This is a genomic window from Neisseria iguanae (genome assembly GCF_003013245.1).
Classification (GTDB): domain Bacteria; phylum Pseudomonadota; class Gammaproteobacteria; order Burkholderiales; family Neisseriaceae; genus Neisseria; species Neisseria iguanae.
The window spans coordinates 1-23,130 of record NZ_PXYY01000033.1; the positions used below are offsets into that span (position 1 = coordinate 1).

At 50.0% G+C, this 23,130-nt stretch carries 22 protein-coding genes and 2 pseudogenes; 4 read left to right on the forward strand and 20 right to left on the reverse strand.

Features of this window, described 5'->3' with window-relative positions; genetic code table 11:
• Window positions 1-234: 234 nt before the first annotated feature.
• A pseudogene (locus C7N83_RS16955) lies at window positions 235-597 on the reverse strand (hypothetical protein); the annotation flags it as partial.
• Between C7N83_RS16955 and C7N83_RS15900 the strand changes: the two are divergent.
• Window positions 571-786 (forward strand): hypothetical protein, encoded by a 216-nt coding sequence (locus tag C7N83_RS15900; RefSeq protein WP_245911155.1) that lies wholly within the window; start codon window positions 571-573, stop codon window positions 784-786. The pseudogene C7N83_RS16955 and the gene C7N83_RS15900 overlap by 27 nt on opposite strands.
• 653 nt (window positions 787-1,439) lie before the next feature.
• On the opposite strand, the gene ftsZ is transcribed toward C7N83_RS15900, so the two are convergent.
• From ftsZ to mraZ, 19 genes are all read right to left on the reverse strand, one after another.
• A complete protein-coding gene (gene ftsZ, locus C7N83_RS06575) occupies window positions 1,440-2,642 on the reverse strand; it encodes a cell division protein FtsZ (RefSeq protein WP_106741488.1) in 1,203 nt (400 codons plus the stop codon).
• Window positions 2,643-2,877: 235 nt separating this feature from the next.
• Complete coding sequence (gene ftsA / locus C7N83_RS06580) at window positions 2,878-4,122, reverse strand: cell division protein FtsA (protein ID WP_106741489.1); 1,245 nt, start codon at window positions 4,120-4,122, stop codon at window positions 2,878-2,880.
• A 47-nt stretch (window positions 4,123-4,169) separates the two neighbouring features.
• Window positions 4,170-4,886 carry a cell division protein FtsQ/DivIB gene (locus C7N83_RS06585; protein WP_106741491.1) on the reverse strand — a complete coding sequence of 239 codons (717 nt, stop codon included), beginning with the start codon at window positions 4,884-4,886 and terminating at the stop codon, window positions 4,170-4,172.
• Window positions 4,876-5,787 carry a D-alanine--D-alanine ligase gene (locus C7N83_RS06590; protein WP_106741492.1) on the reverse strand — a complete coding sequence of 304 codons (912 nt, stop codon included), beginning with the start codon at window positions 5,785-5,787 and terminating at the stop codon, window positions 4,876-4,878. Before C7N83_RS06590 ends, C7N83_RS06585 begins: the two co-directional genes overlap by 11 nt.
• 58 nt (window positions 5,788-5,845) lie before the next feature.
• A complete protein-coding gene (gene murC / locus C7N83_RS06595; RefSeq protein WP_170064837.1) occupies window positions 5,846-7,252 on the reverse strand; it encodes a UDP-N-acetylmuramate--L-alanine ligase in 1,407 nt (468 codons plus the stop codon).
• A 151-nt stretch (window positions 7,253-7,403) separates the two neighbouring features.
• On the reverse strand, window positions 7,404-8,471 hold the full coding sequence (murG, locus tag C7N83_RS06600) for an undecaprenyldiphospho-muramoylpentapeptide beta-N-acetylglucosaminyltransferase (RefSeq protein ID WP_106741495.1): 1,068 nt from the start codon (window positions 8,469-8,471) through the stop codon (window positions 7,404-7,406).
• Window positions 8,472-8,476: 5 nt separating this feature from the next.
• Window positions 8,477-9,634 carry a putative lipid II flippase FtsW gene (gene ftsW, locus C7N83_RS06605; RefSeq protein WP_211296600.1) on the reverse strand — a complete coding sequence of 386 codons (1,158 nt, stop codon included), beginning with the start codon at window positions 9,632-9,634 and terminating at the stop codon, window positions 8,477-8,479.
• 137 nt (window positions 9,635-9,771) lie between these two features.
• Entirely contained in the window at window positions 9,772-11,109 is a 1,338-nt protein-coding gene (gene murD / locus C7N83_RS06610) for a UDP-N-acetylmuramoyl-L-alanine--D-glutamate ligase (protein ID WP_106741498.1), read from the reverse strand.
• Between the two features lie 508 nt (window positions 11,110-11,617).
• Window positions 11,618-11,902 carry a hypothetical protein gene (locus C7N83_RS06615; protein WP_106741500.1) on the reverse strand — a complete coding sequence of 95 codons (285 nt, stop codon included), beginning with the start codon at window positions 11,900-11,902 and terminating at the stop codon, window positions 11,618-11,620.
• Window positions 11,903-11,944: 42 nt separating this feature from the next.
• A complete protein-coding gene (gene mraY / locus C7N83_RS06620) occupies window positions 11,945-13,027 on the reverse strand; it encodes a phospho-N-acetylmuramoyl-pentapeptide-transferase (RefSeq protein ID WP_106741501.1) in 1,083 nt (360 codons plus the stop codon).
• Window positions 13,028-13,357: 330 nt separating this feature from the next.
• Window positions 13,358-14,725: a UDP-N-acetylmuramoyl-tripeptide--D-alanyl-D-alanine ligase gene (locus C7N83_RS06625; protein WP_106741503.1), complete on the reverse strand. Its 1,368-nt coding sequence runs from the start codon at window positions 14,723-14,725 to the stop codon at window positions 13,358-13,360.
• 25 nt (window positions 14,726-14,750) lie between these two features.
• Complete coding sequence (locus C7N83_RS06630; protein ID WP_106741504.1) at window positions 14,751-15,560, reverse strand: NYN domain-containing protein; 810 nt, start codon at window positions 15,558-15,560, stop codon at window positions 14,751-14,753.
• Window positions 15,561-15,590: 30 nt separating this feature from the next.
• The gene (locus tag C7N83_RS06635) at window positions 15,591-16,112 is read right to left on the reverse strand and encodes a M23 family metallopeptidase (RefSeq protein ID WP_106741506.1); all 522 of its coding nucleotides are present in this window, start codon (window positions 16,110-16,112) and stop codon (window positions 15,591-15,593) included.
• A 103-nt stretch (window positions 16,113-16,215) separates the two neighbouring features.
• Window positions 16,216-16,359 carry a hypothetical protein gene (locus C7N83_RS14710; protein WP_170064838.1) on the reverse strand — a complete coding sequence of 48 codons (144 nt, stop codon included), beginning with the start codon at window positions 16,357-16,359 and terminating at the stop codon, window positions 16,216-16,218.
• Between the two features lie 17 nt (window positions 16,360-16,376).
• Entirely contained in the window at window positions 16,377-17,852 is a 1,476-nt protein-coding gene (locus tag C7N83_RS06640) for a UDP-N-acetylmuramoyl-L-alanyl-D-glutamate--2,6-diaminopimelate ligase (protein WP_106741508.1), read from the reverse strand.
• 25 nt (window positions 17,853-17,877) lie between these two features.
• On the reverse strand, window positions 17,878-19,629 hold the full coding sequence (penA, locus tag C7N83_RS06645) for a peptidoglycan D,D-transpeptidase PBP2 (RefSeq protein WP_106741509.1): 1,752 nt from the start codon (window positions 19,627-19,629) through the stop codon (window positions 17,878-17,880).
• An 84-nt stretch (window positions 19,630-19,713) separates the two neighbouring features.
• Window positions 19,714-19,980, reverse strand: coding sequence for a cell division protein FtsL (ftsL, locus tag C7N83_RS06650; RefSeq protein WP_106741511.1), 267 nt, complete (start codon window positions 19,978-19,980; stop codon window positions 19,714-19,716).
• A gap of 53 nt (window positions 19,981-20,033) precedes the next feature.
• Window positions 20,034-20,993 (reverse strand): 16S rRNA (cytosine(1402)-N(4))-methyltransferase RsmH, encoded by a 960-nt coding sequence (gene rsmH / locus C7N83_RS06655; protein WP_106741512.1) that lies wholly within the window; start codon window positions 20,991-20,993, stop codon window positions 20,034-20,036.
• Entirely contained in the window at window positions 20,990-21,445 is a 456-nt protein-coding gene (gene mraZ, locus C7N83_RS06660) for a division/cell wall cluster transcriptional repressor MraZ (RefSeq protein WP_106741514.1), read from the reverse strand. Before mraZ ends, rsmH begins: the two co-directional genes overlap by 4 nt.
• 437 nt (window positions 21,446-21,882) lie before the next feature.
• On the opposite strand from mraZ, the gene C7N83_RS15905 reads away from it, so the two are divergent.
• From C7N83_RS15905 to C7N83_RS15915, 3 genes and pseudogenes are all read left to right on the forward strand, one after another.
• Window positions 21,883-22,176, forward strand: a complete 294-nt coding sequence (locus C7N83_RS15905; protein ID WP_245911156.1) for a hypothetical protein — start codon at window positions 21,883-21,885, stop codon at window positions 22,174-22,176.
• Between the two features lie 191 nt (window positions 22,177-22,367).
• Window positions 22,368-22,799: an SAM-dependent methyltransferase gene (locus C7N83_RS15910; protein ID WP_245911157.1), complete on the forward strand. Its 432-nt coding sequence runs from the start codon at window positions 22,368-22,370 to the stop codon at window positions 22,797-22,799.
• 81 nt (window positions 22,800-22,880) lie between these two features.
• A pseudogene (locus C7N83_RS15915) lies at window positions 22,881-23,130 on the forward strand (IS1595 family transposase); the annotation flags it as partial.

The window sequence follows — 23,130 nt, forward strand, 5'->3', positions numbered from 1 at the left end:
CGCCCGTTGGGTGCAGTTAAAGCGAACCGCTCTTTCCCGTTGGTAATCGTCGGGGTATTGTTCTGCGTCTTGGCGTTGTAAAGCCGTGTCTTCCCTTTGCGAGCCGTGACGGTTTTTTGCTCCGGTTTTGAATGGTGGTTTTGCCGATGTTGTATTCACTGGCTATTGCCTAATCGCCCATTCCTGATTCGGGCTTGCCAAGTACCATTTGCCGATGGTCTTTTGCGTATGCCGTCATAAAGGTTGGTGTGTCATGTCTGTTTTTCTTTGACTATAGCAGCCCGAAATAAGAAGCACGGTTGTATCGGAATGTACGGCGCAGCGTCCCGAAACGCTGTTCCATGACATAACGCGTTTTCGGCAACGCTTATTTCTTCCCTTATCTTCTTCGGTTAACGGACGGCCTCTGTACGTTTTACGTATCATGCCGTCTGAAAGCCCTTTATGTTGCAGTAACGTTCGGTTGGCTTTGCCGTCATATCCTTTGTCGGCATTAACCCTGACACCTCGGGCAATATCGCTAAACCGCAGTTCGAAGTGGTTGCACCCGTGTCCGTCTGCAGGACTGATGTGCCGCTTTTCGAGATAACCTTTATCGTCGGTACGGGTGTGTTGTTTGCAGCCGAAGGAGAACTTACCATCTTTCTTTACCCGGCGGGCATCTTATCTTTACCGGGTGTGTTTTCTGAAACAACACCGTCCTCATCGGTTTCAATCCCTCGTCACTGCTTATCGTCGGTCGGCGGTTTGGATAATAACGGCAGCTTTGGTACTTTGGATTTTTAAGCCTTTTTCCGGCCAGTTGGCGGTTAATCGAATCCAACAGTTCGGAAAGGGTATTGTTTTGCGCCAGCCGGTTACGGTAGCGGCAGAGTGTGCTGTGGTCGGGCATGCCGGGTTCGTCAAAACCGCGGCAGCGTTAAAAGCCTACGGGTAACGGTGCTGTGTCCGGGGTCGGATAGGCTGTGCCATCGGCCGGGTAAAACGGCGTTGGACACGGACAGTCATGAACAAGGGGGACGGCTGCCGTTGTGACGGGCATAACGGCTTTTTGCTGTTCGGGATAACGGTTGCCGAAAACCGGTAATGATGTGGGCTTTAAGCAATGGAAAGTGGCCGGTATGCTTGGCAATCACAGCTTCGGCGGTTTGTTTGAAAAAGCGGCCCATGGGGAGAATCCTCTAAAATCCGGTTTCAAAGGAATTTAGGGGATTTTAGGGGTTTGGGAAAAGGTTGGGTTATTTGGTAATCATGGTAACCTTTTATCAGTTAGGAAGGGTCTCATGCTGTTCATCGATATATTGAGTATGACAATACGGAATGAATTCAAGTAAGATGAAAAGGATTAAGCCCGACACAATATCGAACTCAATCCTTGAATCAAACAGCCGATTTTTTGAAGGGAGGATCAAAAAGCAGGCTTTTGATAATTTATCCAATCAATTATCAGAAGAATTTTGACGGCGCAAAATAGCCGGAATTTCAAAATCATCTAAAACCGATTGATTACCAAAATCGGCAGCAGTCAGATTCATACCGCGCGTACCGCGACCTGAGCGTACCAAGCCGTCAATGTTGTGTGATTGTTGGGGAGCGTATTCTTCACGCTCTCGACCGCCTAATGTTTGCTGTACACGTGAAGAAGTGCGTACCGGAACGGCCTGATAGCCGTGTTCTTGCAAACCGGTGGCGATGATGGTGACACGAATCGCATCTTCGCTCATGTTCTCATCTTCAGCCGTACCGAATTTACATTCGGCATCAGCATGGGCATTGCTGTTGACGACTTTCATGATTTCACCGTATTCCGACATTTTCAGACAACCCGGTGCAGTCGTTACATTCACCAATACGCCACGTGCGCCATCCAAGGTCACGCCATCCAGCAACGGGCTTGAAATCGCTTGTTCAGTCGCCAAACGCGCACGGTCGATGCCTTGGGCAAAACCGGAACCCATCATGGCCATACCTTTGATGCTCATCACATTTTTCACGTCGGCAAAGTCAACGTTGATGAAACCCGGATTAGTGACCACTTCAGAAATACCAGCCACGGCATTGCGCAATACATCGTCTGCCGCGCGGAATGCTTCACGCATGGTGGCATCTTCACCCAATACGGTAAACAATTTGTCATTAGGAATCACAATCAGCGAATCCACTTGGCCTTTCAGCTGCTCCAAGCCGTTTTGTGCGATATGGCCGCGTTTGTTGCCTTCAAAATTGCTCGGACGGGTCACAACAGCTACGGTCAGGATACCCATTTCTTTTGCGATTTCTGCCACAACGGGCGCCGCTCCGGTACCGGTACCGCCACCCATGCCGGTGGTGATGAACAACATATTCGCGCCACGAATGGCATCTTCAATTGCTTCACGCTCTTCTTGAGCGGCTGCTCGACCGATTTCAGGATTGGCTCCCGCACCCAAACCGCGGGTCAGGTTGGTACCCAACTGAATGCGTTTGGCCGCGTTGTTTTTACCCAATGACTGGGCATCGGTATTGGCACTGATAAATTCCACACCTTGAATGATGTTTTCAATCATGTTGTTGATGGCATTGCAGCCGCCACCGCCCAAACCGATAACTTTAATGACCGCAGGGCTTGCGGCTGATTCCGCTACGTCGTAAATAAATTCCATTCAAATACTCCTCCGCGCCCTGCTGTGAGGACGGTTAAAAATAAATTGTTACTGTATATTATATAAGAAGTATCCGACCACTTGCAAAATACTTCTGACACTCAGCCACCACAGCCGGATTTCAGCTGCATTTTTTAAACAAAAAACATACAGTTTGCTTTCAGACGGCCTGATGAATGATACCGATAAATAGGCCGTCTGAACATCTGTCAAACGGTTCGCTCATTTTAACGGATTAAAAATTATCTTTTAAGAATTTTTGGAAGCGTGCCCATAAGCTGAGTTTTCCGCCGCGCTCACCGCCGACTTGTACCGCACCGGTTACCGGGCTGCCGTCTTCTTCGCCGCGTGCCGCTTGCAGCAGGCCGATGGCAGTAGCATAACGTGGATTACGGATACGTTCGGATACGCCGCCCATTTCCTGCGGCACACCGATACGCGCCGGCAGATTGAAGATTTCTTCCGCCAATTCGACAATACCCGTCAACATAGATGCGCCGCCTGTCAGGACGATGCCCGAAGTTAACACTTCTTCAGGGAAGCCTGAGCGGCGCAGTTCGTTCAAGGTCAATTCCAAAATTTCTTCAACACGCGGACCGATGACGCTGGCCAACACACGGCGTGAAATTTGACGCGGCAAGCGGTCGCCCACGCTCGGTACTTCAACCATTTCATCCAAATCGTCCATGGTCGGAATCGCTACGCCGTAATGGATTTTGATGTATTCGGCGGCGCTGTGCGGCGTGCGTAACGCTTGTGCCAAATCTTTGGTAATCAAGTCACCGGCCACTGGGATTACGGCGGTATGACGAATCGCGCCGTTGGTGTAAACCGCAATGTCGGTGGTACCGCCGCCGATGTCGATGACGCACACCCCCAGGTCTTTTTCATCTTCGGTCAACACGGCCTGGCCGCTGGCCAAGGGTTGCAGCATGATTTGATCCATCTGCAAATCGCAACGCTGAATGCATTTTTGGATGTTTTGCAGCGCGGTATTGGCGCCGGTAATGATGTGCACGCGTGTATCCAAACGCACGCCGCTCATGCCGATCGGCTCTTTCACGCCTGGTTGGTTATCGATAATGTATTCTTGCACCACGGTATGTAAAATGTTGTGGTCGGGTGGAATATTGATGGCTTTGGCAGTTTCAATGGCACGGTCGATGTCGGCCTGCATCACTTCACCGTCTTTGATTTTGACCACACCTTGCGAATTCAGGCTGCGGATATGGTTGCCGGCGATGCCTGTCGTGACATGGGAAATTTTGGTATCCGCCATTAACTCGGCTTCATTGACCGCCTGTTTGATGGCTTGTGCAGTCGCATCGATGTTTGTCACCATACCGGCTTTCAAACCGCGCGACGGTGCCTGACCCAAGCCGACAATATGGATTTCATTATCTTCCTGCACTTCCCCGATAAGTGCAATCACTTTTGACGTGCCGATGTCCAATGCACTGATGTATTTGCCTTGTTCCATAAATTCCCATTCATTTCGCTAATGTTGTATTTTTTACTGAGCCTAAATCATTCAGACGGCTCGTCCAAAGGTTGGTTGTACCGCACCGAGAAACCGTCTTTGTAACGCATATCGACATACGACAGGCGGTTGCGGTGTTTTTGCAGCAGACTCGGCCAAATTTCGGCAAAGAGTTGCAGACGTTTGATTTCATGCTCGCGCCCCAAACGCACGGTAATGCCGTTGTCCAACACGATATACCACGCCGAACGCGGTGTATAAATCAGCTCTCTCATTTTCAAATCGCGCGCACCAAGGATGCCGGCAAATTCGTTGTAATGTCTGACCATGTCTTTTCCGGTGCCGGGCTGACCTTCAAAAACCGGTAAATCTTGATCAAGTGTGGCTTGGAAAATATTACCTTTGCTGTCGACCAAGTCCGATTTTTTCCATTGGGCGACCGCAATCCGTTCAGTTAAATGGATTTCGACCGCATCCGGCAGACGGCGGCGTACCAAAGCCGAATCCACCCACGGTAACTTTTGGAAAGCTTCCTGCGCGGCATTCATGTCGGCGCGGAAAATATTACCGCTAAGGTGTTTTTGCGCAATGGTTTGCAGCACTTTCCCATCCAGATGAACCAGCTTGCCTTCAATAGCAACCTTTTTGATGGGGAAGTGATCCGAATGATATACCCATGCCACCCCTGCCCCGATGAGCAACAGCACCACCAGCAGGGACAACCATCTTGTTAACCGCCCCAAGGCGCCGGTATCATCCCACATGAGCAGTTTTCAAAATTTCAAGACATAAATCGGCAAAATCCAAGCCGGCTTGTGCGGCGGACTTCGGAACTAAACTGTGGCCGGTCATGCCGGGCAGCGTGTTGATTTCCAAAAGATACAGTTTACCGTCGGTATCTTTCAAAAAGTCCACACGCACGCAGCCTTCCGCACCGATCGCTTGTGCACCGCGCACCGCCAATTCACGCATTAAGGTTTCGTCACTTTCGCCCAAATCAGACGGGCATTGGTAAACGGTATCGTCACGCCGGTATTTGGCTTCCCAGTCGTAAAATTCGGTTTGCGGAATGATACGGATGCTCGGCAAACCACGATTGCCCAATACCGGACAGGAATACTCGCCACCACCAATAAAACGTTCGGCAATAATCTCGCCCTGCAAATGCTTCAATTCTTCGTAAACGGCTTTCAGACGGCCTGCTTCTTTGACTTTCACCACGCCAACGCTGCTGCCTTCTGCCGCCGGTTTGACAAATAACGGCAAGCCTAAATTTTTTTCTACGTCTTCAAAATCGCTGTCGTCACGCAATACGGCAAATTCCGGCACAGGCAAGCCCAAGGCCTGCCAAATCAACTTACAACGGTATTTATCCATACCAATAGCCGAAGCGGCCACACCGCTGCCGGTATAAGGCACGTTCATTAATTCCAACGCACCTTGAATCGCGCCGTCTTCACCGTAGGTGCCGTGTAAAATATTGAAGGCCGTCTGAAAACCTTGGATTTTCAATTCGCCCAATGGTGTTTCTTTCGGGTCGAACGCGTGCGCGTCGATACCTTTGCTTTGCAACGCCGCCAAAATGGCTGCGCCGCTGTCTAATGAAATATCGCGTTCGGTTGAAAAACCACCCATCAACACGGCCACCTTGCCAAAATTCTGCATACTGCTTGTCTTTCTACTTTTTCCAGCCGGCTGTTCTTTTCAGACGGCTTTCCGATTATTATTGTTTTGCCGCATCCACCATGGCTTGCGGCACTTTATTGATGCTGCCGGCACCCATGGTCAGCACCATATCGCCGTCTTGCAACACATTCAGCAACATTTCAGGCAACTCGGTCACGTTTTCGCAGTAAATCGGCTCCAATTTGCCCAATACGCGTATGGCTCGCGCCAAAGCACGCGAATCGGCTGCTGCAATCGGTTCTTCACCGGCGGCATACACTTCGGTCAATACCAGTGCATCGACGGTATTCAATACTTTGGTAAAATCTTCAAACAAATCGCGGGTGCGGGTGTAGCGGTGCGGTTGGAACGCCAATACCAAACGTCTGTCAGGATATGCCCCACGGGCGGCGGCTACGGTCGCGGCCATTTCCACCGGATGATGACCGTAGTCGTCAACCAGCAGGGCTGTTCCACCTTTAGGCAGGGCAACTTCGCCGTATTTTTGAAAGCGGCGGCCTACGCCGGCAAAGCTGAGCAAACCTTGTTTGACGGCCTCCACCGAAGCACCTACTTCCAAAGCTACACCGATTGCCGCCAAAGCATTCAAAACGTTATGACGGCCCGGTATATTCAGTATTACTTCAAACGGCTCTTGTTCGTAACCTTTCATGTTCACATGCACGGTAAATTTCATTTGCGCACCGACGTTTTCGACATCAGTGGCATAAATATCGGCGGTATCGTCCAAGCCGTAAGTGACAAACGGTTTGCTGACTTTCGGCACAATCGCCCGTACGTATTCGCTGTCGGTACACAAAAACGCTTTACCGTAAAACGGCATTCGGTGGATAAAATCGATGAATGCCTGATGCAGCTTTTCGACGCTGTGACCGTATGTATCCATATGGTCTTCATCGATGTTGGTCACCACCGACATAATCGGCGTCAAATGCAGGAAAGACGCATCCGATTCATCGGCCTCCGCCACGATGTATTCACCCTGTCCCAAACGCGCATTCGAACCGGCGGCGGTGAGTTTGCCGCCAATAACGAAAGTCGGATCCAAACCGGCAGCCGCTAAAATCGAAGCAGTCAGGCTGGTGGTGGTGGTTTTGCCGTGCGTACCGGCAATGGCGATGCCGTCGCGAAAACGCATCAATTCCGCCAGCATCAACGCGCGCGGAATCACAGGAATGTGTTGCCGATTAGCCGCCACCACTTCAGGATTATCGGCTTTCACAGCGGTTGATGTCACCACTACATCGGCACCACTGACGTGTTCGGCAGTATGGCCGGGATACACTTGAATACCCAAACCGGCCAAATGCTCGGTGGTGGCGTTTTTTGACTGATCAGAACCGGAAACCTTGAAACCCAAATTGTGCAAAACTTCAGCAATGCCGCTCATTCCGACACCGCCGATGCCGACAAAGTGAATATTGGTTACTCGATTTTTCATCATGATTTCTGTCCCGAAGTCAAATTTTGCATAAGAGCATTATTTTAAAGGGCTGCCGCGTTATGCGCCATTGTTTTATTGTAAAGGATGATTAACATAGCTGTCAGGCCGTCTGAAAACGCCGGTACGCTTTCAGACGGCCTGCTAAAACTGCTTAAACCACCGCTTCAATCGCTGCTTGCGCCACATCATCCGCGCTGTGCGGCAAGGCTAAGGTGCGGGCTTGTTCTGCCCATTGCAAACATTGTTCGCGCGTTAAACCATTCAATATTCCGGCCAGTTTTTCCGGTGTCAGTTCCGGTTGCGGTAGCAAAAGCCCGGCTTGGGCGCGCACCATAAAACGGGCATTGGCGGTTTGGTGATCATCCACCGCATACGGATACGGCACCAATAACGCGCCGAGGCCGGCAGCCGTCAATTCGGCAATGGTCAACGCACCGGCGCGGCAAATCACCAAATCGGCATCACGATAGGCTGAAACCATATCGGTAATAAATTCCACGCATTCTGCTTCCACGCCCAAGGCATCATAACCTGCTTGCAGGCTGCCCAGCTTATTGCGGCCGGACTGGTGATACACTTGCGGACGTTCGTTTTCGGGCAGCAAGGCCAAAGTTTGGGGCAGGGTTTGATTGAGAATATCCGCACCCAAGCTCCCCCCCACCACCAGGACTTTCAGACGGCCTGCCCTTCCGGCAAAGCGTTCGGCAGGGGCCGGTAAGTTGGCAATGTCGGCGCGCACAGGGTTGCCGACCAAGCCGTTTTCGTATTCAAACGCTTTGGGGAACGCATACAGCACGCGTTTCGCCCAGCACGACAACTGACGGTTGGACAGACCGGCCACCGCATTTTGCTCGTGAACCACAATCGGCACACCGCACAACTTTGCCGCCACGCCGCCCGGAAACGTCACAAAACCACCGAAGCCAATCACGCAGGCCACACGGTGTTTTTTGATGATGCGTTGTGCCGCGCGGATGGTTTTAAACAGCGTAAACGGCAGCATCAGTTTGCGTTTCAAACCATTACCACGCACGCCTTTAATCGCCAAAGTTTCCAACAAAATATCGTATTGCGGCACGATACGCGTTTCCATCGCACCTTCGCTTCCCAGCCAAATCACATGATGGCCGCGCGCACGTAATGAATCTGCCACGGCCAATGCGGGAAAAATATGGCCGCCGGTACCGCCGGCCATCAACATAAATGTCTTGCCGCCCATCCAATCTATCCTTCTATCTGATAACCGCGCATTTTTTGACGGTTTTCATAATCAATCCGTAACAACAGCGTCATACAAACTAACATAACCAGCACCGCCGAACCACCGTAAGACATCAACGGCAGGGGCAAGCCCTTGGTTGGTAAAATACCGATGTTTACACCGATATTGAAGAAACTCTGAATCCCGATCCAAATACCGATGCCGTTGGCCACATACGCGCTGAAAATCAAATCCAAATCACATGCCTGCTTACCGATGGAAAATGCCCGTACCACCAGCCAGCCGTAACAGAACACCAGCACACACATACCCAAAAAGCCGAATTCTTCACCAATCACGGCAAAAATAAAGTCGGTGTGCGCTTCGGGCAGGTAAAAGCGTTTTTCCAAGCTTGCCCCCAAGCCTACACCGAACCATTCTCCACGCGCAATCGCCATCAGGGAATGGGTAAGCTGGTAGCCTTTGCCCAACGGGTCTTCCCAAGGATTCAAAAAGCCCGCCATACGCGCCATACGGTAAGGTGCGGCCAGAATCAGCCCGCCCATACCGATCAGCACCATCAGCACCATCATGGCAAAATATTTCCACGGGAAACCAGCCAAAAACAGCATGCCCATAATAATCACAATAATCACCACAAACGAGCCGAAATCGGGCTGCGCCAGAATTAAGATCAACCCAACCACCAACAGCGAACCCGGCTTGATGATTTTTTTCACGCTTTGCAAGACTTCCGCCTTACGCGTGAACAAGCTGGCCAAATACAACACCGCCGCCAATTTGAACATTTCCGTCGGCTGCAAATTGATGGGGCCGATATGAAGCCAACGTGTCGCCCCATTGATTTCACGGCCTACGCCCAACACGACAACCAACAAAATTCCGCACAAGGCAAAATACCACGGCATGATTTTTTTCCAAAAATTCATTTTGAAAAAAGAAATCGGCACACACACAATCATGCTTAAGCCGATAAACCCAGCCTGCTTATACAGAAATGAATACTGATCGCCGCCTTCATCCGCCGCATACGCAATCGATGCCGAATAAATCATCAGCAGGCTGAATGCCGTCATCAGGATAGTCGTCCACAGCAACGAAACATCAATTTTTTGACCGCTGCGCACAATCTGGCGGTCGAGAATTTTAGATAGATTCATGATAAAAAACAGTCATTACAGCTTGAATAAAGTGTTCAGACGGCCTGACTCATTCAGGCCGTCTGAACAGGGATTGCGTTCTTTAAAGATGATAATTTATGTCCGGGATTACCCGTCGGGCCGCTTTTTCAGAGGGCCTACAAAGCCTTAAACGCCTCAATAAACACTTCCGCCCGATGCGCATAGCCTGCGAACATGTCAAAGCTGGCACACGCCGGACTCAGCAATACCGCATCGCCCGCTTCCGCTTGGGCATAGGCCGTCTGAACCGCTTGTTCCAGCGTGGCGCAATCCGTCATCCCTACGCCGCAATCTGTCAAATCCCGGCGGATCAGCGGCGCAGCTTCACCAATCAGCAACACACCTTTGGCTTTGCCGGCCAACACGTTTTTGAGCGGTGAAAAATCCTGCCCTTTGCCCACGCCACCCAAAATCACCCAAAGCGGATTTTGCAAACCGGCAATCGCAGCAGCGGTGGCGCCGACATTGGTGCCTTTGCTGTCGTCAATAAATACCACGCCGTTTTTTCCACCGATTTTTTCCACCCGATGCGGCAGACCTTGGAAAGTTTTGACGTGTTCCCGTAATGCTTCACGCGGCAAACCGATGGCTTCGCACAAAGCAATCGCCGCCAGCACGTTGGCCGCATTGTGCAGGCCTTGCAGCGGAATATCAGCTGTCACCAGCAAATCATCATTGCCGTGTTTCAGACGGCCGGTTTCACGCTCCAGCCAATAATCGGCGGCTTGTCCAATCGAAAACCATTTGACCGCCCGCCCGGTACGTTTCATGGCTTGGCAGAACACGTCATCCGCATTCAATACCTGCACGCCTTCACCACGGAAAATCTTGTCTTTGGTATGGGCGTAATCGAGCAAATCGTCATAGCGGTCAAGATGGTCTTCGGAAATATTCAATACCGCCGCTGCCGTCGGGCGCAGGCTTTCGGTGTTTTCCAATTGGAAGCTGGACAATTCCAACACCCACACATCGGCTTTTTTGCCTTCTCGCTGCAACTCGGCTTCCAAAACCGGCGTGCCGATGTTGCCCGCAATCACGGTATCCAATCCGCATTTGATACACAGATAGCCGACCAAGCTGGTGACGGTGGTTTTGCCGTTGCTTCCGGTAATGGCAATCACTTTGTCACCGCGCACGTTCAACACGCCGGCCAAAATTTCAATATCACCCAACACGCTGCCGCCGTTAGCTTTGAATTCGGCAATATCCGGCTGACGCTCGCTGATGCCCGGGCTGATGGCCAGCGCATCGAAACCTTCCGCCAACGCATCTTTCAGACGGCCTGTGTAAAACTTTAAGCCTTCAAACATGTTACCGATTTGCGAAACACGCTCGAATTTGAGCGCCGCATCGTAAGCAGCCACCTCAGCACCGGCTTGGCGCAAAAATGCAATCATTGAAATGCCCGAGCCGCCTAAACCTGCGACCAATACTTTTTTATTTTGCCAATTCATTTTGTGTTCGATTCAATAGGTTATGTTGTAGATATACAGGGGGATTCAGGCCGTCTGAAAAAAATCCTTTTACATCATAACGTGGCAGCATTTCCTGCAAAGCCGCCAGCCTGTCTTCCGGGCTGCCGGCACCAAGCGGCATAGGCGCGCCACTGTCTTCATCTTAATTGCTTATCCAGCCGGCCATGGCGTAGCTTTGCAAAAGCAAAGATTCCGCCGGCTTTTTACCAGTTGCCAATCTGCTCAAGGCTTGGGCGAATAGGTCACCCATTCGTCGCACACTTGGCTTTTACGGCAAACGGCATGTGCCGCCGGCGCCGTTCGGAGTCGGCTACGCTTGTTCGTTACGAAGGCAGCCCGTCAAGCGGGCCGCTCAGAATTTTGAACAGGCGGCTGCGGGCATTAACCCAACATTTCAGCGTGAATTTTACGTAATTCGACGTATTAAGGCTCCAACTCTATCAAATCGGTGTTTCGCCGCCGAACAAACCGTACATTACGGTTATGTTCAAACGGCCTTTTTGCTGTGACGGCAACGGTAAGGGCTTTCCCCTGCCAACTCTTTGCCCGTATCCAGATGATAAATGCGGATGGTCGCTCCTTGGGGCAATGCCGCACACATCGCATTACGTACCGTATAAATACTGCGTCCTTGAGCAACCGAACGGATATTGGTCAAAGCAGGATTGCCGTTGTGATCAAAAGCTTTTAATTCGTAATTGCCCGACAAAGTCAGGCAGCCGCCCAGCAACAAAGACAATATGGCCGCCGCTATTTTGACATTGGCAAACATGGTTCACCCTCCAATTTGAATATTACAGTTTTTCAGACAGTCTTAACGGATTTTCAAAGTGCTCAAACCAATCAGTACCAACACAATGGTGATAATCCAAAAGCGCACCACCACTTGCGTTTCTTTCCAGCCTTTTTGTTCGTAATGATGGTGAATCGGCGCCATCAGGAAAATGCGTTTTTTGGTCCGTTTGTACCAGCCAACCTGCAGCATCACCGAAATCGCTTCAACCACAAACAAACCGCCCATGATGAACAACACGATTTCCTGACGCACAATCACCGCCACCGTACCCAAGGCCGCACCCAAAGCCAATGCACCCACGTCGCCCATAAACACTTGTGCAGGATATGCGTTAAACCACAAGAAGCCCAAACATGCCCCGCACATCGCGGCACAGAATATCACCACTTCATTCGCCCCGGCCACATAAGGCAATTGCAGATAACGTGCAAATTCGGTATGGCCGCTGGCATAGGCGAAAATGGCCAAACCGCCGGCTACCAACACCACTGGAAATGCGGCCAAACCGTCCAAACCGTCGGTTAAGTTCACCGCATTAGATGTACCGACAATAACCAGATAAGTCAGCACCACAAAACCGACGCCGCCCAAAGGATAAGCAATCTGTTTGAAAAACGGCACGATAAACGCCGTACTGGAAGGCAGCTCTGCTGCGTAAAACAGGAAAATACCTGCCAACAAAGCCACGGTCGACTGCCACACCATTTTGAATTTTGCCGACACGCCGTTTGGGTCTTTATAAACCACTTTGCGCCAGTCGTCGTAGAAACCCAGCGCGCCGGTCGACAGCAATACCGCCAGCAAAATCCAGATATACGGATTGCCCCAATTGCCCCACAACAGCGTCGACACGGCAATGGCGGTCAAAATCAGCGAGCCGCCCATGGTCGGTGTGCCGTTTTTCACCAGGTGCGTTTGCGGCCCGTCGGTACGCACGGCTTGACCGACTTTCAAAGCCGTCAGCTTGCGGATCGTCCAAGGACCGAGCAGCAGCGAAAACACCAGCGCGGTCAATGCCGCCATTACCGCACGGAATGTAGTGTATTGGAAAACATTCAGCACAGAAAACCAATTACTGAAATGGGCAAGCCATAAAAACATTCAAACTTCCTTTTTTTACTTTTTATTCAGCAGGGCAACACCGCTATCCTGCAAGGTTAGATAGTGGGTACAGGCCGTCTGAAACATGACCGTGTGGAAAATTCCCGCGTTGTTTACACTTTTTGTTTTTTGCCCGAAGACCTTTTTAGGGATGGTTGCGTGTGGTCAGGAATGCCGACAGCCACGGCAAAGGCGTACCGTTCTCCTGACAATATTCAAAAAACCAAAACAATCGCTTCGGCAAACAAAAACTGTTCCGCATAATAAAAGTGTAAACAACCCGACCTTTTCCAGCAGATAACGCGTTTTCAGACAGCATTCAAATCGTTTTCAAACGGTATCTGCATTCACCAATGCTTCGACCACTTCTTCCATTTTCATAAAGCGCGAACCTTTGACCAACACATGCGCGTTTTCCGGCAAATCGTGGCGCATCACTTGGACGAGCGGGTCTTTGGCGGCAAACCATAAGCCGTCTGCACCGAAGGTTTCCGCAGCTTCCACGCTGTCATCACCGACAAAGTAGGCAAATTCAATACCTTTGTCACGCGCATACGCACCAACCTCGGCATGCATGACGGCAGCTTCGTCTTCACCGAGTTCACCCATATCGCCCATAACAAACACTCGCGGCACCGGCAAGGCGGCCAATACGTCAATCGCGGCTTTCATGCTGTCGGGATTGGCATTGTAGGTGTCGTCAATAATCGTTGCGCCCTTCATGCCTGGTTTGATTTGCAGACGGCCTTTGATATTGCTGAAGTTTTTCAAGCCGTCTGAAATCTGTTGCAGACCCAACCCTGCCGCTTGCGCCAACGCTGCCGCCGCGCAGGCATTGCTGACATTATGTCTGCCCGGCACCGGCAGCACCACCGCCGCCCGTTCGCCACCGCACACCAAGTCGAACTCGCATGACAAAGGATTGAGTACAATATTTTCGGCATGAACATCACCGCTTTGCACACCAAAAGTCTGCGTTTTCAGATGGTTTGTGGCGGCCTTGAAGGTATCGATATTGGCATCTTCACACGGAACCAGCGCAAGGCCGTCTGAAGCCAAGCCTTGGTAAATCTCGCTTTTTGCTTTGGCAATGTCGCCCACACCGTCAAAACCGCAGCCGACGTGCGCGCGCAAGGCATTGTTCACCAGTGCGGTATCCGGCCGGGCGATTTGGGTCAGCATCGACAACTCATCGAAATGATTCATGCCCATTTCAATCACAGCATAACGGTGATTTTCATTTAATTTCAAAAGAGTAAGTGGCAAACCTATATGATTGTTGAAATTGCCCGCGGTTGCCAGCACAGCTTCATCACCGAATTGGCGGCGCAACACACCGGCCAACATTTCTTTCACCGTAGTTTTGCCGCTCGAACCGGTTACGCCGAACACGAACGGATCCACATTGTCGCGCCACGCTTTGGCCAAAGTTTGTAAAGCGGCCAACGTATCTTCCACCTTCAACACGCCTTCCGGCCAAGCGCAATTTTCACGCGACACCACGGCTGCCGCCGCACCGCACTCCAACACATCACCGACAAAATCATGCGCATCGAAATGTTCGCCCGCCAAGGCAAAAAACACATCGCCGCTTTGAATGTCGCGGCTGTCGGTCACAATGCGTTGTACTAGCTGATTTTCAGACGGCATAGGCAGGTTTAAGGCTTGGCAGATGAAGTGTAAATCTAAAGGTTTCATGTTAGTTCGAAATAATTTTTACGTATTAAATTTTTGATTTAACATACATATGCTCTTGAACATTATCCGGGTCCTTTCGCATTTCATAATCAAAAATATCAGGATATTTTTTTATCAATGTTGTGAATTTTGAACAGCCGTAACTTCTAGGATCAAAGTCCACTTGTAATCTTTTCCATGTCGCACCAAATGCACTAATATTGACCCATTCTTCATCAAATGTATTAAAAACCTTTTGAATTGTATTGATTGGTAAATCCATCAGTTCAACTTCATTAACAGAAGCAGGCTGCTCAATCACAGTATTATTTTGTATCGCTTTTATCGGTTCAATAAAAGTATTTTGCTGAACGGAACCTGTTTCACCTTCAGGCAAAAGATTTTCTACATAAATAAATTGGCTACAAGCATTACGAAAAGCAGCAGGCGTTTGCTTTTTACCAAATCCATATACAGAAGTTCCCTGTTCTTTTAGGCGAATAGCTAAAGCTGTAAAGTCACTATCACTAGATACTATACAAAACCCATCGAATCGGTTGGTATAGAGCAGATCCATCGCGTCAATAATCATAAAGCCATCAGTTGCATTTTTTCCTGTAGTAAATGCAAACTGTTGCATTGGTTTGATTGCATGCTCATTGATGACTTGCTTCCATTGCCCATTTCCTGAAACAAAGTTACCATAAATTCTCTTTACAGTTGCTTCACCAAATTTAGCCACTTCATCAAGAATCGCTTTTACATTACGCGCAGAAGCATTATCAGCATCAATTAATACTGCCAAACGTGCTGATTTTTCTTCAACCACATTAAAACTTGTTTTAATTTTAGACATTTCCCACTTCTCTTTATTTTATTAAAATACCTACTTATTCTGATTAATCAACGGATAAGGGTTAATCGCACCGCTTGGCAGATAAACGCCGTAATGCAAATGCGGCCGCGTACCTTTGGCATTGCCCGTGTTACCGACATAACCGATGGTCTGACCTGCTTTCACGCGCTGATTGAGCTTGATGTTGGCAAACTTATTCAAGTGGGCGTAATAATGCCATGCGCCGGGACCTTGGATGCCGATGACTTTGCCGCCGAGTTTGTTGTTACCGATTTTGGTGACCACGCCGTTGGTGGTGCTGCGGATTTTGGTGTTTTTCTTGGCGAAAATGTCCACACCTTCATGTCGGCGCCCGTGGCTGCGTGCAGCCTGCCATGTATCGCTAAACGCATGACCTTTGACCGGATTCATCAAACTGCCGGCAGCCGGCGGAGTTTGCGCGCGCAGATGGGCGATTTCGGCGTTTGGACTCGGCAATCTCCCGCTACTGCAACCAAACAATAAAAAGAAGGCGGCGCCGATCAAAAAAGCGCGTTGAAATGTGTGGGGCATGAATGTTCTTTACTTGTTCAGACAGCCTGTTCCATCATCAAGGCCGTCGCCCATTGCTCAGAATGTTTTTTGGCGTATTTTTTGGCATATGTGCGGTTATTCATCACCAAGTGCTGTGGCTGGTTTTGTTGAACTTGAAGACTCCATGACCGCTTTCTGCTTGCGCAACCGGTTTGTCAGCCGCTTTCTCACTGCAGGCAGTTAATACCGAGACGGCGGCCATGCACAGCCCTATCATGTGTTTCATGGTGGAGGCTTTCTTAATCACCGTTTTGCCAACGCGGCTTCGGCAATTTCAAAATCGGAAAAATGATGCTTCACGCCCTGCACATCTTGATAGGTTTCATGGCCTTTTCCGGCGATTAAAATGATGTCGTTCGCGGCTGCGCGGGCAACGGCATATTCGATTGCGGCTTTACGGTCGGCTTCCACTTTTTCAGGCTGGCGCACCACAGGCAGAATATCGTTGATGATGTCTTGCGGGTGTTCCATGCGCGGATTGTCGCTGGTCACCACCACTTTATCCGCACCGGCCACCGCAGCCGCACCCATCAGCGGACGCTTGCCGCGGTCACGATTGCCGCCGCAACCGAACACACACCACAAATCGGCGCCTTTCGGCTTGATTTCCTGCAAGGTAGCCAAGGCTTTTTCCAAGGCATCAGGCGTGTGCGCGTAATCGACCACCACCAAAGGTTTGCCACTGTTCATGACACAATCCATGCGGCCGGCAGCCGGACGGATTTGAGCCAATACGTCCAGCACTTTTTCCAACAGATAACCGTTGGCACACAATAGACCGACACATGAGGCGAGATTTTGTGCGTTAAAACGACCCAACAGGCCGCTATTGCATTCGCCTTTGCCCCACGGCGTGTCAAACACCACAGTCATACCGTCTGAAGAGGCTTGAAAATCGGCAATGCGGATATCGGCTTCAAGGTGGAAACCATAGCTGTATACCGCCAATTCAGGCCTGTCCTGTTTCAGACGGCCTGCCAAGGCGGCACCGTATTCGTCGTCCGCATTAATGACAGCGTGTTTCAAACCCTGCCAGTAAAACAGGCGGGCTTTGATGTCGCCGTAGGCTTCCATCGTCCCGTGATAATCAAGATGATCACGCGTGAGGTTGGTAAAAACGGCCGTCTGAAACATTACGCCGTTAACGCGGAACTGATCCAGGCCGTGGCTGGAGATTTCCATCGCCGCCACGGTTGCACCCTGTTGTTTGAAACGATGCAGCAAAGTTTGCACAGTAACAGGATCAGGCGTGGTGTGGCCGGTTTCTTCCAGCCGACCCCAAAAACCGTTGCCGACCGTACCGATGATGGCACAAGGTTCACCTAATAAATCAGCTGCTTGCGCCAGCCATTGGGTAATGGAGGTTTTGCCGTTGGTGCCGGTCACACCCCACACTTTAAGGCCGTCTGAAACATTGCCGTATATTTTAGCGGCCAATATACCGGCGCGGTGTTTCAAATCTTTAATGCCTTGATTTGGAATGTTCCATTCGGGACTCCATGCGAAACTGCCGTCATTGTCCCAAAACACAAACGCCGCACCATTGGCAATCGCCGCCGGAATATAACTGCGGCCGTCGGTATATTCGCCTTGACAGGCCACGAAAACATCGCCCGCTTTGATTTGGCGGCTGTCTGAATGCAACAACCGCTCTGCTGCGTTTTCACACAGCAGAGCAGGTAAGTCGATTTCAGCCAATGGCGTTAACTCACTGAACATAATATTCTCTTTACTGCTTTAAAATTTAAGAGGATGTTTTTTCTTTCGGCTTCAATGCGCTCAGCGGTTTGGTTGGCGATACGCCCAAAATATTCAAGCTGCCGCCCATTACTTCTTTAAACACCGGGCCTGCCACCACGCCGCCATAGTAACCGTTTTTAGTCGGTTCATCGACGGCCACCGCCACAATTACGCGCGGATTTTTTGCCGGCGCAAAGCCGATAAAGGTAGCAACGTGTTTGTTGTCGACATAGCGGCCACCGACCAATTTGCGTGCCGTACCGGTTTTGGCACCGACATCGAAACCGTCAACCGCTCCGGCAGTACCCGTACCGCCTTTTTCAGTCACCGACACCATCATTTCACGTACTTGTCGCGCGGTTTCGGCTTTGATGACACGCTTGCCTTTAGGGGCAACAGCCTGCTTTTCAAAGCTTACCGGCAGCAAAACGCCGTCGTGGGTCAATGTGGTATACGCACGCGCCAGCTGCAACAGGCTCAATTGCAAACCATAACCGAAAGACATAGTCGCCTGCTCAATCTGCTGCCATTTGCGCCAGCTGCGCAGCAAACCGGCTGTTTCACCCGGGAAACCCGAATGCATGCGTACGCCTACGCCCAATTCATGATAAAAATCATACATTTCTTTCGGCTTAAACATAGCCGACAATTTACTGGTGCCGACGTTGGAAGATTTTTGCATGATACCGCGCACGTCCAATTTCGGGTAAACATGGGTATCGCGCACCAAGGCATTACCGATTTTATACGGCATGGTATTGAATACTTCATTTGCCGTCACTTTACCGGCATCCAAGGCTTTGGCAATGGTAAACGGCTTCATGGCCGAACCCGGCTCAATCATATCGGTCACGGCTCTGTTTCGGCGCTGCCCGCTGTTGGCTTTGCCCGGGCTGTTCGGATCGTAAGCTGGACTGTTGGTCAAGGCTAAAATTTCACCGGTTTGAGCATCCAATACTACGACCGTACCGGCTTTGGCTTTATGGTAATCGACTGCCTTATTCAATTCTTCATAAGCCAAGGTCTGAATTCGCTGATCCAGCGACAACACCATATCATGACCGTTTTTCGGTTCACTGTTGCGCGGTGAATCCAAGCTGTCAACAATATTACCTTTGTTGTCGCGCAGTACAACTTTGGCACCGGCCTCACCGCGCAAGCTGTCTTCACGCGACAATTCCAAGCCTTCTTGGCCTTTACCGTCAATGTTGGTAAAACCGATAACGTGTGCAAACAAATTACCCATCGGGTAATGGCGTTTCAATTCTTTTTGGAAACCCAAACCTTTAATACCCAAAGCGGTAATGGTATCTGCCGTTTCTTTGCTCAACTGGCGTTTCAAGTAAACAAAGTCACGGTCTTTACGGTTTAAACGCTCCCGAATGATCTCGACCGGCATATCCAAAATGGCCGATAATTGCGCCATTTGGCTTGCACTTGGCATTTCATCCATACCTGACGGTATGGCATACAACGATTCGGTCGGCGCACTCAAGGCCAAGGTTGCGCCGTTGCGGTCGGTAATCATACCGCGCGAAGCAGGCAGATTCAGGGTGCGGACAAAACGTTGCTCACCTTGAGTTTTCAAGAATTCGTGCTGCGTGGTCTGCAAATAGAAACCGCGGCCCAACAAGATGGCAAACGCACACGCAATCAGCCACAAAACCAAGTAAATACGCCCATCACTGGTGATAGGTTTCTTGATTTTGACCGGCTTTTGAATCATCTGCGGTTTATATTCGTTCTTAATTAACATTGTAAACTTCTCGTCATGAATACCTGCGCGGCTTTGCCGCATGAACGTTTTCTCTGAAAATATTTATTTTTAAAATACAGGCAATTACTGATTACGTCGCTCCACCATAACAGTATTTCGCGAAGTAGGCGGCTGCAAATTCTGCTTTTCGGCAGCCACTTTAATCAATTTGTGATTGGCCAAACGCGCCTGCTCCAGCTTCAAGCGGGCATAATCTTGATCCAGCTTGATTTGCTGCTTTTGCGCCTTATCCAAGGCGATAAAGTACAGACGCGACTGGTTCTGCACCGTCACTACCGCCAAACCGGTGGCAAAAACAAAGATCAATAATAGTGCGTTTAATTTATTCATTTCACTTCAACCGGCCGCCTGACTTTCAGACGGCCCGACAAACCATATATTGATTATGGAGCAGTAAAGTTACCTGCCGTGCGCTCCGCCACCCGCAACACCGCACTTCTGGCGCGCGGATTGGCTGATGTTTCCGCCCCGCCCGGTTTCATGGCCTTCCCTACCAAATCCAAAGGCGGTTGCGGCAAATCGGACTCTTTCACTACCGCCCAACGCGGCAAGGGTGCATGTTGTGAATATTTTTTCATAAACCGCTTCACAATACGGTCTTCCAACGAATGAAATGCAATCACTGCCAACCGACCTCCTTTGTTCAGACGGCCTACCACTTGCGGCAATACCTCTTCTAATTCTTCGAGTTCACGGTTGATAAAAATGCGAACTGCTTGGAAGGTGCGCGTTGCCGGGTCTTGTCCCCGCTCACGAGTACGGACGTTTTGCGCCACGAGCTGCGCCAGCTTGCAGGTTGTATCAATAGGCGTCTCTTCGCGTGCCGCAACAATGGCACACGCAATCTGGCGACTAAACCGCTCTTCACCATAATTTTTAATTACCTCATGTAATTCTTGTTCGCCCGCGATTGCCAGCCATTCCGCCGCCGACATCCCGCGGGTGGGATCCATGCGCATATCCAAAGGCGCATCAAAACGGAAACTGAAACCGCGTCCTCCTTCATCGATTTGCGGAGAAGAAACACCTAAATCAAATAAAGCGCCATCAATTTTTTGAATGCCCAATTGATCTAAGGCTGTCTGAAAAGTCGCAAAGCCGTCATGCACCACGCTGACCCGTTTATCTTGCTCGGCTAATTTGTTGGCTGCCGCAATGGCTTGAGGATCTTTATCAAACACCACCAAGCGCCCTGCCGCATTCAACTTCGATAAAATCAGGCGGGAATGCCCTCCCCTACCGAATGTACCGTCGACGTAAATCCCGTTTTCACGGATATTCAAACCATCCACCGCTTCATGCAGCAAAACAGTAATATGTTGATAATTTTCAGCTTTACTCACAATTTCAAATCCGTTTGGCCCAATTGGAAGGCCAATTCGTCAGGATTAATATCCAAAGCCTGATTCATCTCTTCTTCCCAATGTTGGCGACCCCACAGTTCCAAACGGTTGGCACGGCCTACTAAGGTTACTTCCTTGTCGAAATCGACACGCTTGCGCAAATTGGCAGAAATCAAAATACGACCCGAGCCATCCCACTCCAATGTTTCCGCATTGTGAAGCAACAAATTCTGATAACGCTGCAAAACAGGATTGCCTGCCACTTTCATCCCCAGCAATTGCGTCGAAACACGCTCCCATTCCGCCTCAGGATAAAGCAGCAGCTTTTGGCGGGAATCCAACGTCAGAACCAGCGACAGCGTATATCGGCGCGACAAAAGGTCACGGAATTTAGCCGGAATGGCCAACCGCCCTTTACTGTCTATGCTCAATTCATGAGAACCGCCAAACACGCTTACACCCTCTCGCTGCTTGATAAAAATTTGGGCAATTCAGACACTTTTACCCACTCTGCCCCACTAGCCTACACTATAAGAAATTTTTATGGTTCGGTCAAATCAACCTAAGTACAAAAATAGCGCCACATGACAGAAAAAAGCCATTAAAATACAATCATATATACTCATAATCTCATTCCCTCAATGCTGCCCATACGTTTAAAACCTATAAAAAAATACAATATATTGTGTTTATCATATCAATCAAACACAATATATTGCATTCAATGCTTCTATTCCGAGACTTATCCATTCACGCTATAATGTCGCGGAAAATTCTGAATTTTTACATTATCTAACAGTCATGAAACCACATATTCCCCATCGTTCTGACGAAGCACTCCAGTCAAGCCGACAATTATGCCGGCACACCAAATAGGAAATCACCGCCCATGACAACTGGCTGCTGTTCTCCTGCTTCATGGAACTGGCACTCTACCACCCAGAATCCGGCTGCCACACCGGTGGCAGCCACGAAATCGGCATTTCCATGCGATTTCATTACCGCCCCAACGGTTTCCCTTTTATTTGTTCAAACACTCACCCGCCAACTCAACACGCCTTTACCGCAAACCACCGGCAATGTTTATGAATTCGGCTCAGGTACAGGCCGCTTGGCTGCTGATTTGGCTACACTTCTTTCAGACGGCATCAAATACTACTACATCATTGAATTGTCTGCCTAATTAGCCCAACGCCAACACGCTTGGCTAGACCGGCACCTCAACCTCAAATTGGCATGGCAGCAAAAGTAGGCCATCTCCCAACTTTACCTGACACCTTTGACAGCATACTGTTAGGCAATGAAGTACTTGATACCATGCCCGTCTAACGTGTTCACTATAAAGCAGGCATATTCCACCAAGTCGGTGTCTGCATGAAAAACCGGCAATTTGTGCAAACCACCAACCCCTTGCTATCCGAAGCATTAATGCAAGCCGCTCAAGCCTATATTCCCGCCATCGAAGGCTACACCAGCGAATTACATCCGGCACAATATGCATTTACCCGCACGCTTACGGAAAAATTATCGCACGGCGCAATGATTTGGATTGATTACAGCTTTGAGGCACAGCAGTATGACCATCCGCAACGCAACAACGGTACACTCATCGGCCATTACCGCCACCACACTATTCACGACCCTTTTTTACATTGGCTTGAACGGCTTGACCGCACACATCAATTTTACCGACATCATCCAAGCCACCACCAATACCGGACTGGACTTTATCGGCTACACCACACAAGCGCATTTCCTACCCAACCTAGGCATCACCGAATTACTGGCCACTATTGGCGATGTTGATTCCAAAGCTTATTTACGCGAAGCGGCAGCGGTAAAAAAATTGGGGCTGAAGTAGATTGCCAGTCGTGTCAGACTGCAAAAATAAAGATAACCAATTATAAATTAACAAAGAATGCCCAAAGAAAACTCCTCCGGTTTTTTATACCGGAAGTCACCGCCCGTGCAGCCGCTGATATTTTGGGTATCCGGCCCGGTTGGGCTATATTGTCCTACCGCAAAACCCGCCAAGCGGCTGCCTGTCATTTGGCGCAGGCAGCCGGCGGGGTTTTCAGAGGCCCCACCGGGCCGGACGGAGGTTGTTTCGGCGGTCGGCGTAAAGGCAAACGCGGAC

What these genes read in the sequence shown, in the direction of transcription:
- ftsZ (WP_106741488.1), bottom strand. Translation starts at nt 2,642, where the DNA reads ATGGAATTTATTTACGACGTAGCGGAATCAGCCGCAAGCCCTGCGGTC.
- ftsA (WP_106741489.1), bottom strand. Translation starts at nt 4,122, where the DNA reads ATGGAACAAGGCAAATACATCAGTGCATTGGACATCGGCACGTCAAAA.
- C7N83_RS06585 (WP_106741491.1), bottom strand. Translation starts at nt 4,886, where the DNA reads ATGTGGGATGATACCGGCGCCTTGGGGCGGTTAACAAGATGGTTGTCC.
- C7N83_RS06590 (WP_106741492.1), bottom strand. Translation starts at nt 5,787, where the DNA reads ATGCAGAATTTTGGCAAGGTGGCCGTGTTGATGGGTGGTTTTTCAACC.
- murC (WP_170064837.1), bottom strand. Translation starts at nt 7,252, where the DNA reads ATGATGAAAAATCGAGTAACCAATATTCACTTTGTCGGCATCGGCGGT.
- murG (WP_106741495.1), bottom strand. Translation starts at nt 8,471, where the DNA reads ATGGGCGGCAAGACATTTATGTTGATGGCCGGCGGTACCGGCGGCCAT.
- ftsW (WP_211296600.1), bottom strand. Translation starts at nt 9,634, where the DNA reads ATGAATCTATCTAAAATTCTCGACCGCCAGATTGTGCGCAGCGGTCAA.
- murD (WP_106741498.1), bottom strand. Translation starts at nt 11,109, where the DNA reads ATGAATTGGCAAAATAAAAAAGTATTGGTCGCAGGTTTAGGCGGCTCG.
- C7N83_RS06615 (WP_106741500.1), bottom strand. Translation starts at nt 11,902, where the DNA reads ATGTTTGCCAATGTCAAAATAGCGGCGGCCATATTGTCTTTGTTGCTG.
- mraY (WP_106741501.1), bottom strand. Translation starts at nt 13,027, where the DNA reads ATGTTTTTATGGCTTGCCCATTTCAGTAATTGGTTTTCTGTGCTGAAT.
- C7N83_RS06625 (WP_106741503.1), bottom strand. Translation starts at nt 14,725, where the DNA reads ATGAAACCTTTAGATTTACACTTCATCTGCCAAGCCTTAAACCTGCCT.
- C7N83_RS06630 (WP_106741504.1), bottom strand. Translation starts at nt 15,560, where the DNA reads ATGTCTAAAATTAAAACAAGTTTTAATGTGGTTGAAGAAAAATCAGCA.
- C7N83_RS06635 (WP_106741506.1), bottom strand. Translation starts at nt 16,112, where the DNA reads ATGCCCCACACATTTCAACGCGCTTTTTTGATCGGCGCCGCCTTCTTT.
- C7N83_RS14710 (WP_170064838.1), bottom strand. Translation starts at nt 16,359, where the DNA reads ATGAAACACATGATAGGGCTGTGCATGGCCGCCGTCTCGGTATTAACT.
- C7N83_RS06640 (WP_106741508.1), bottom strand. Translation starts at nt 17,852, where the DNA reads ATGTTCAGTGAGTTAACGCCATTGGCTGAAATCGACTTACCTGCTCTG.
- penA (WP_106741509.1), bottom strand. Translation starts at nt 19,629, where the DNA reads ATGTTAATTAAGAACGAATATAAACCGCAGATGATTCAAAAGCCGGTC.
- ftsL (WP_106741511.1), bottom strand. Translation starts at nt 19,980, where the DNA reads ATGAATAAATTAAACGCACTATTATTGATCTTTGTTTTTGCCACCGGT.
- C7N83_RS15905 (WP_245911156.1), top strand. Translation starts at nt 21,883, where the DNA reads ATGACAACTGGCTGCTGTTCTCCTGCTTCATGGAACTGGCACTCTACC.
- C7N83_RS15910 (WP_245911157.1), top strand. Translation starts at nt 22,368, where the DNA reads ATGAAAAACCGGCAATTTGTGCAAACCACCAACCCCTTGCTATCCGAA.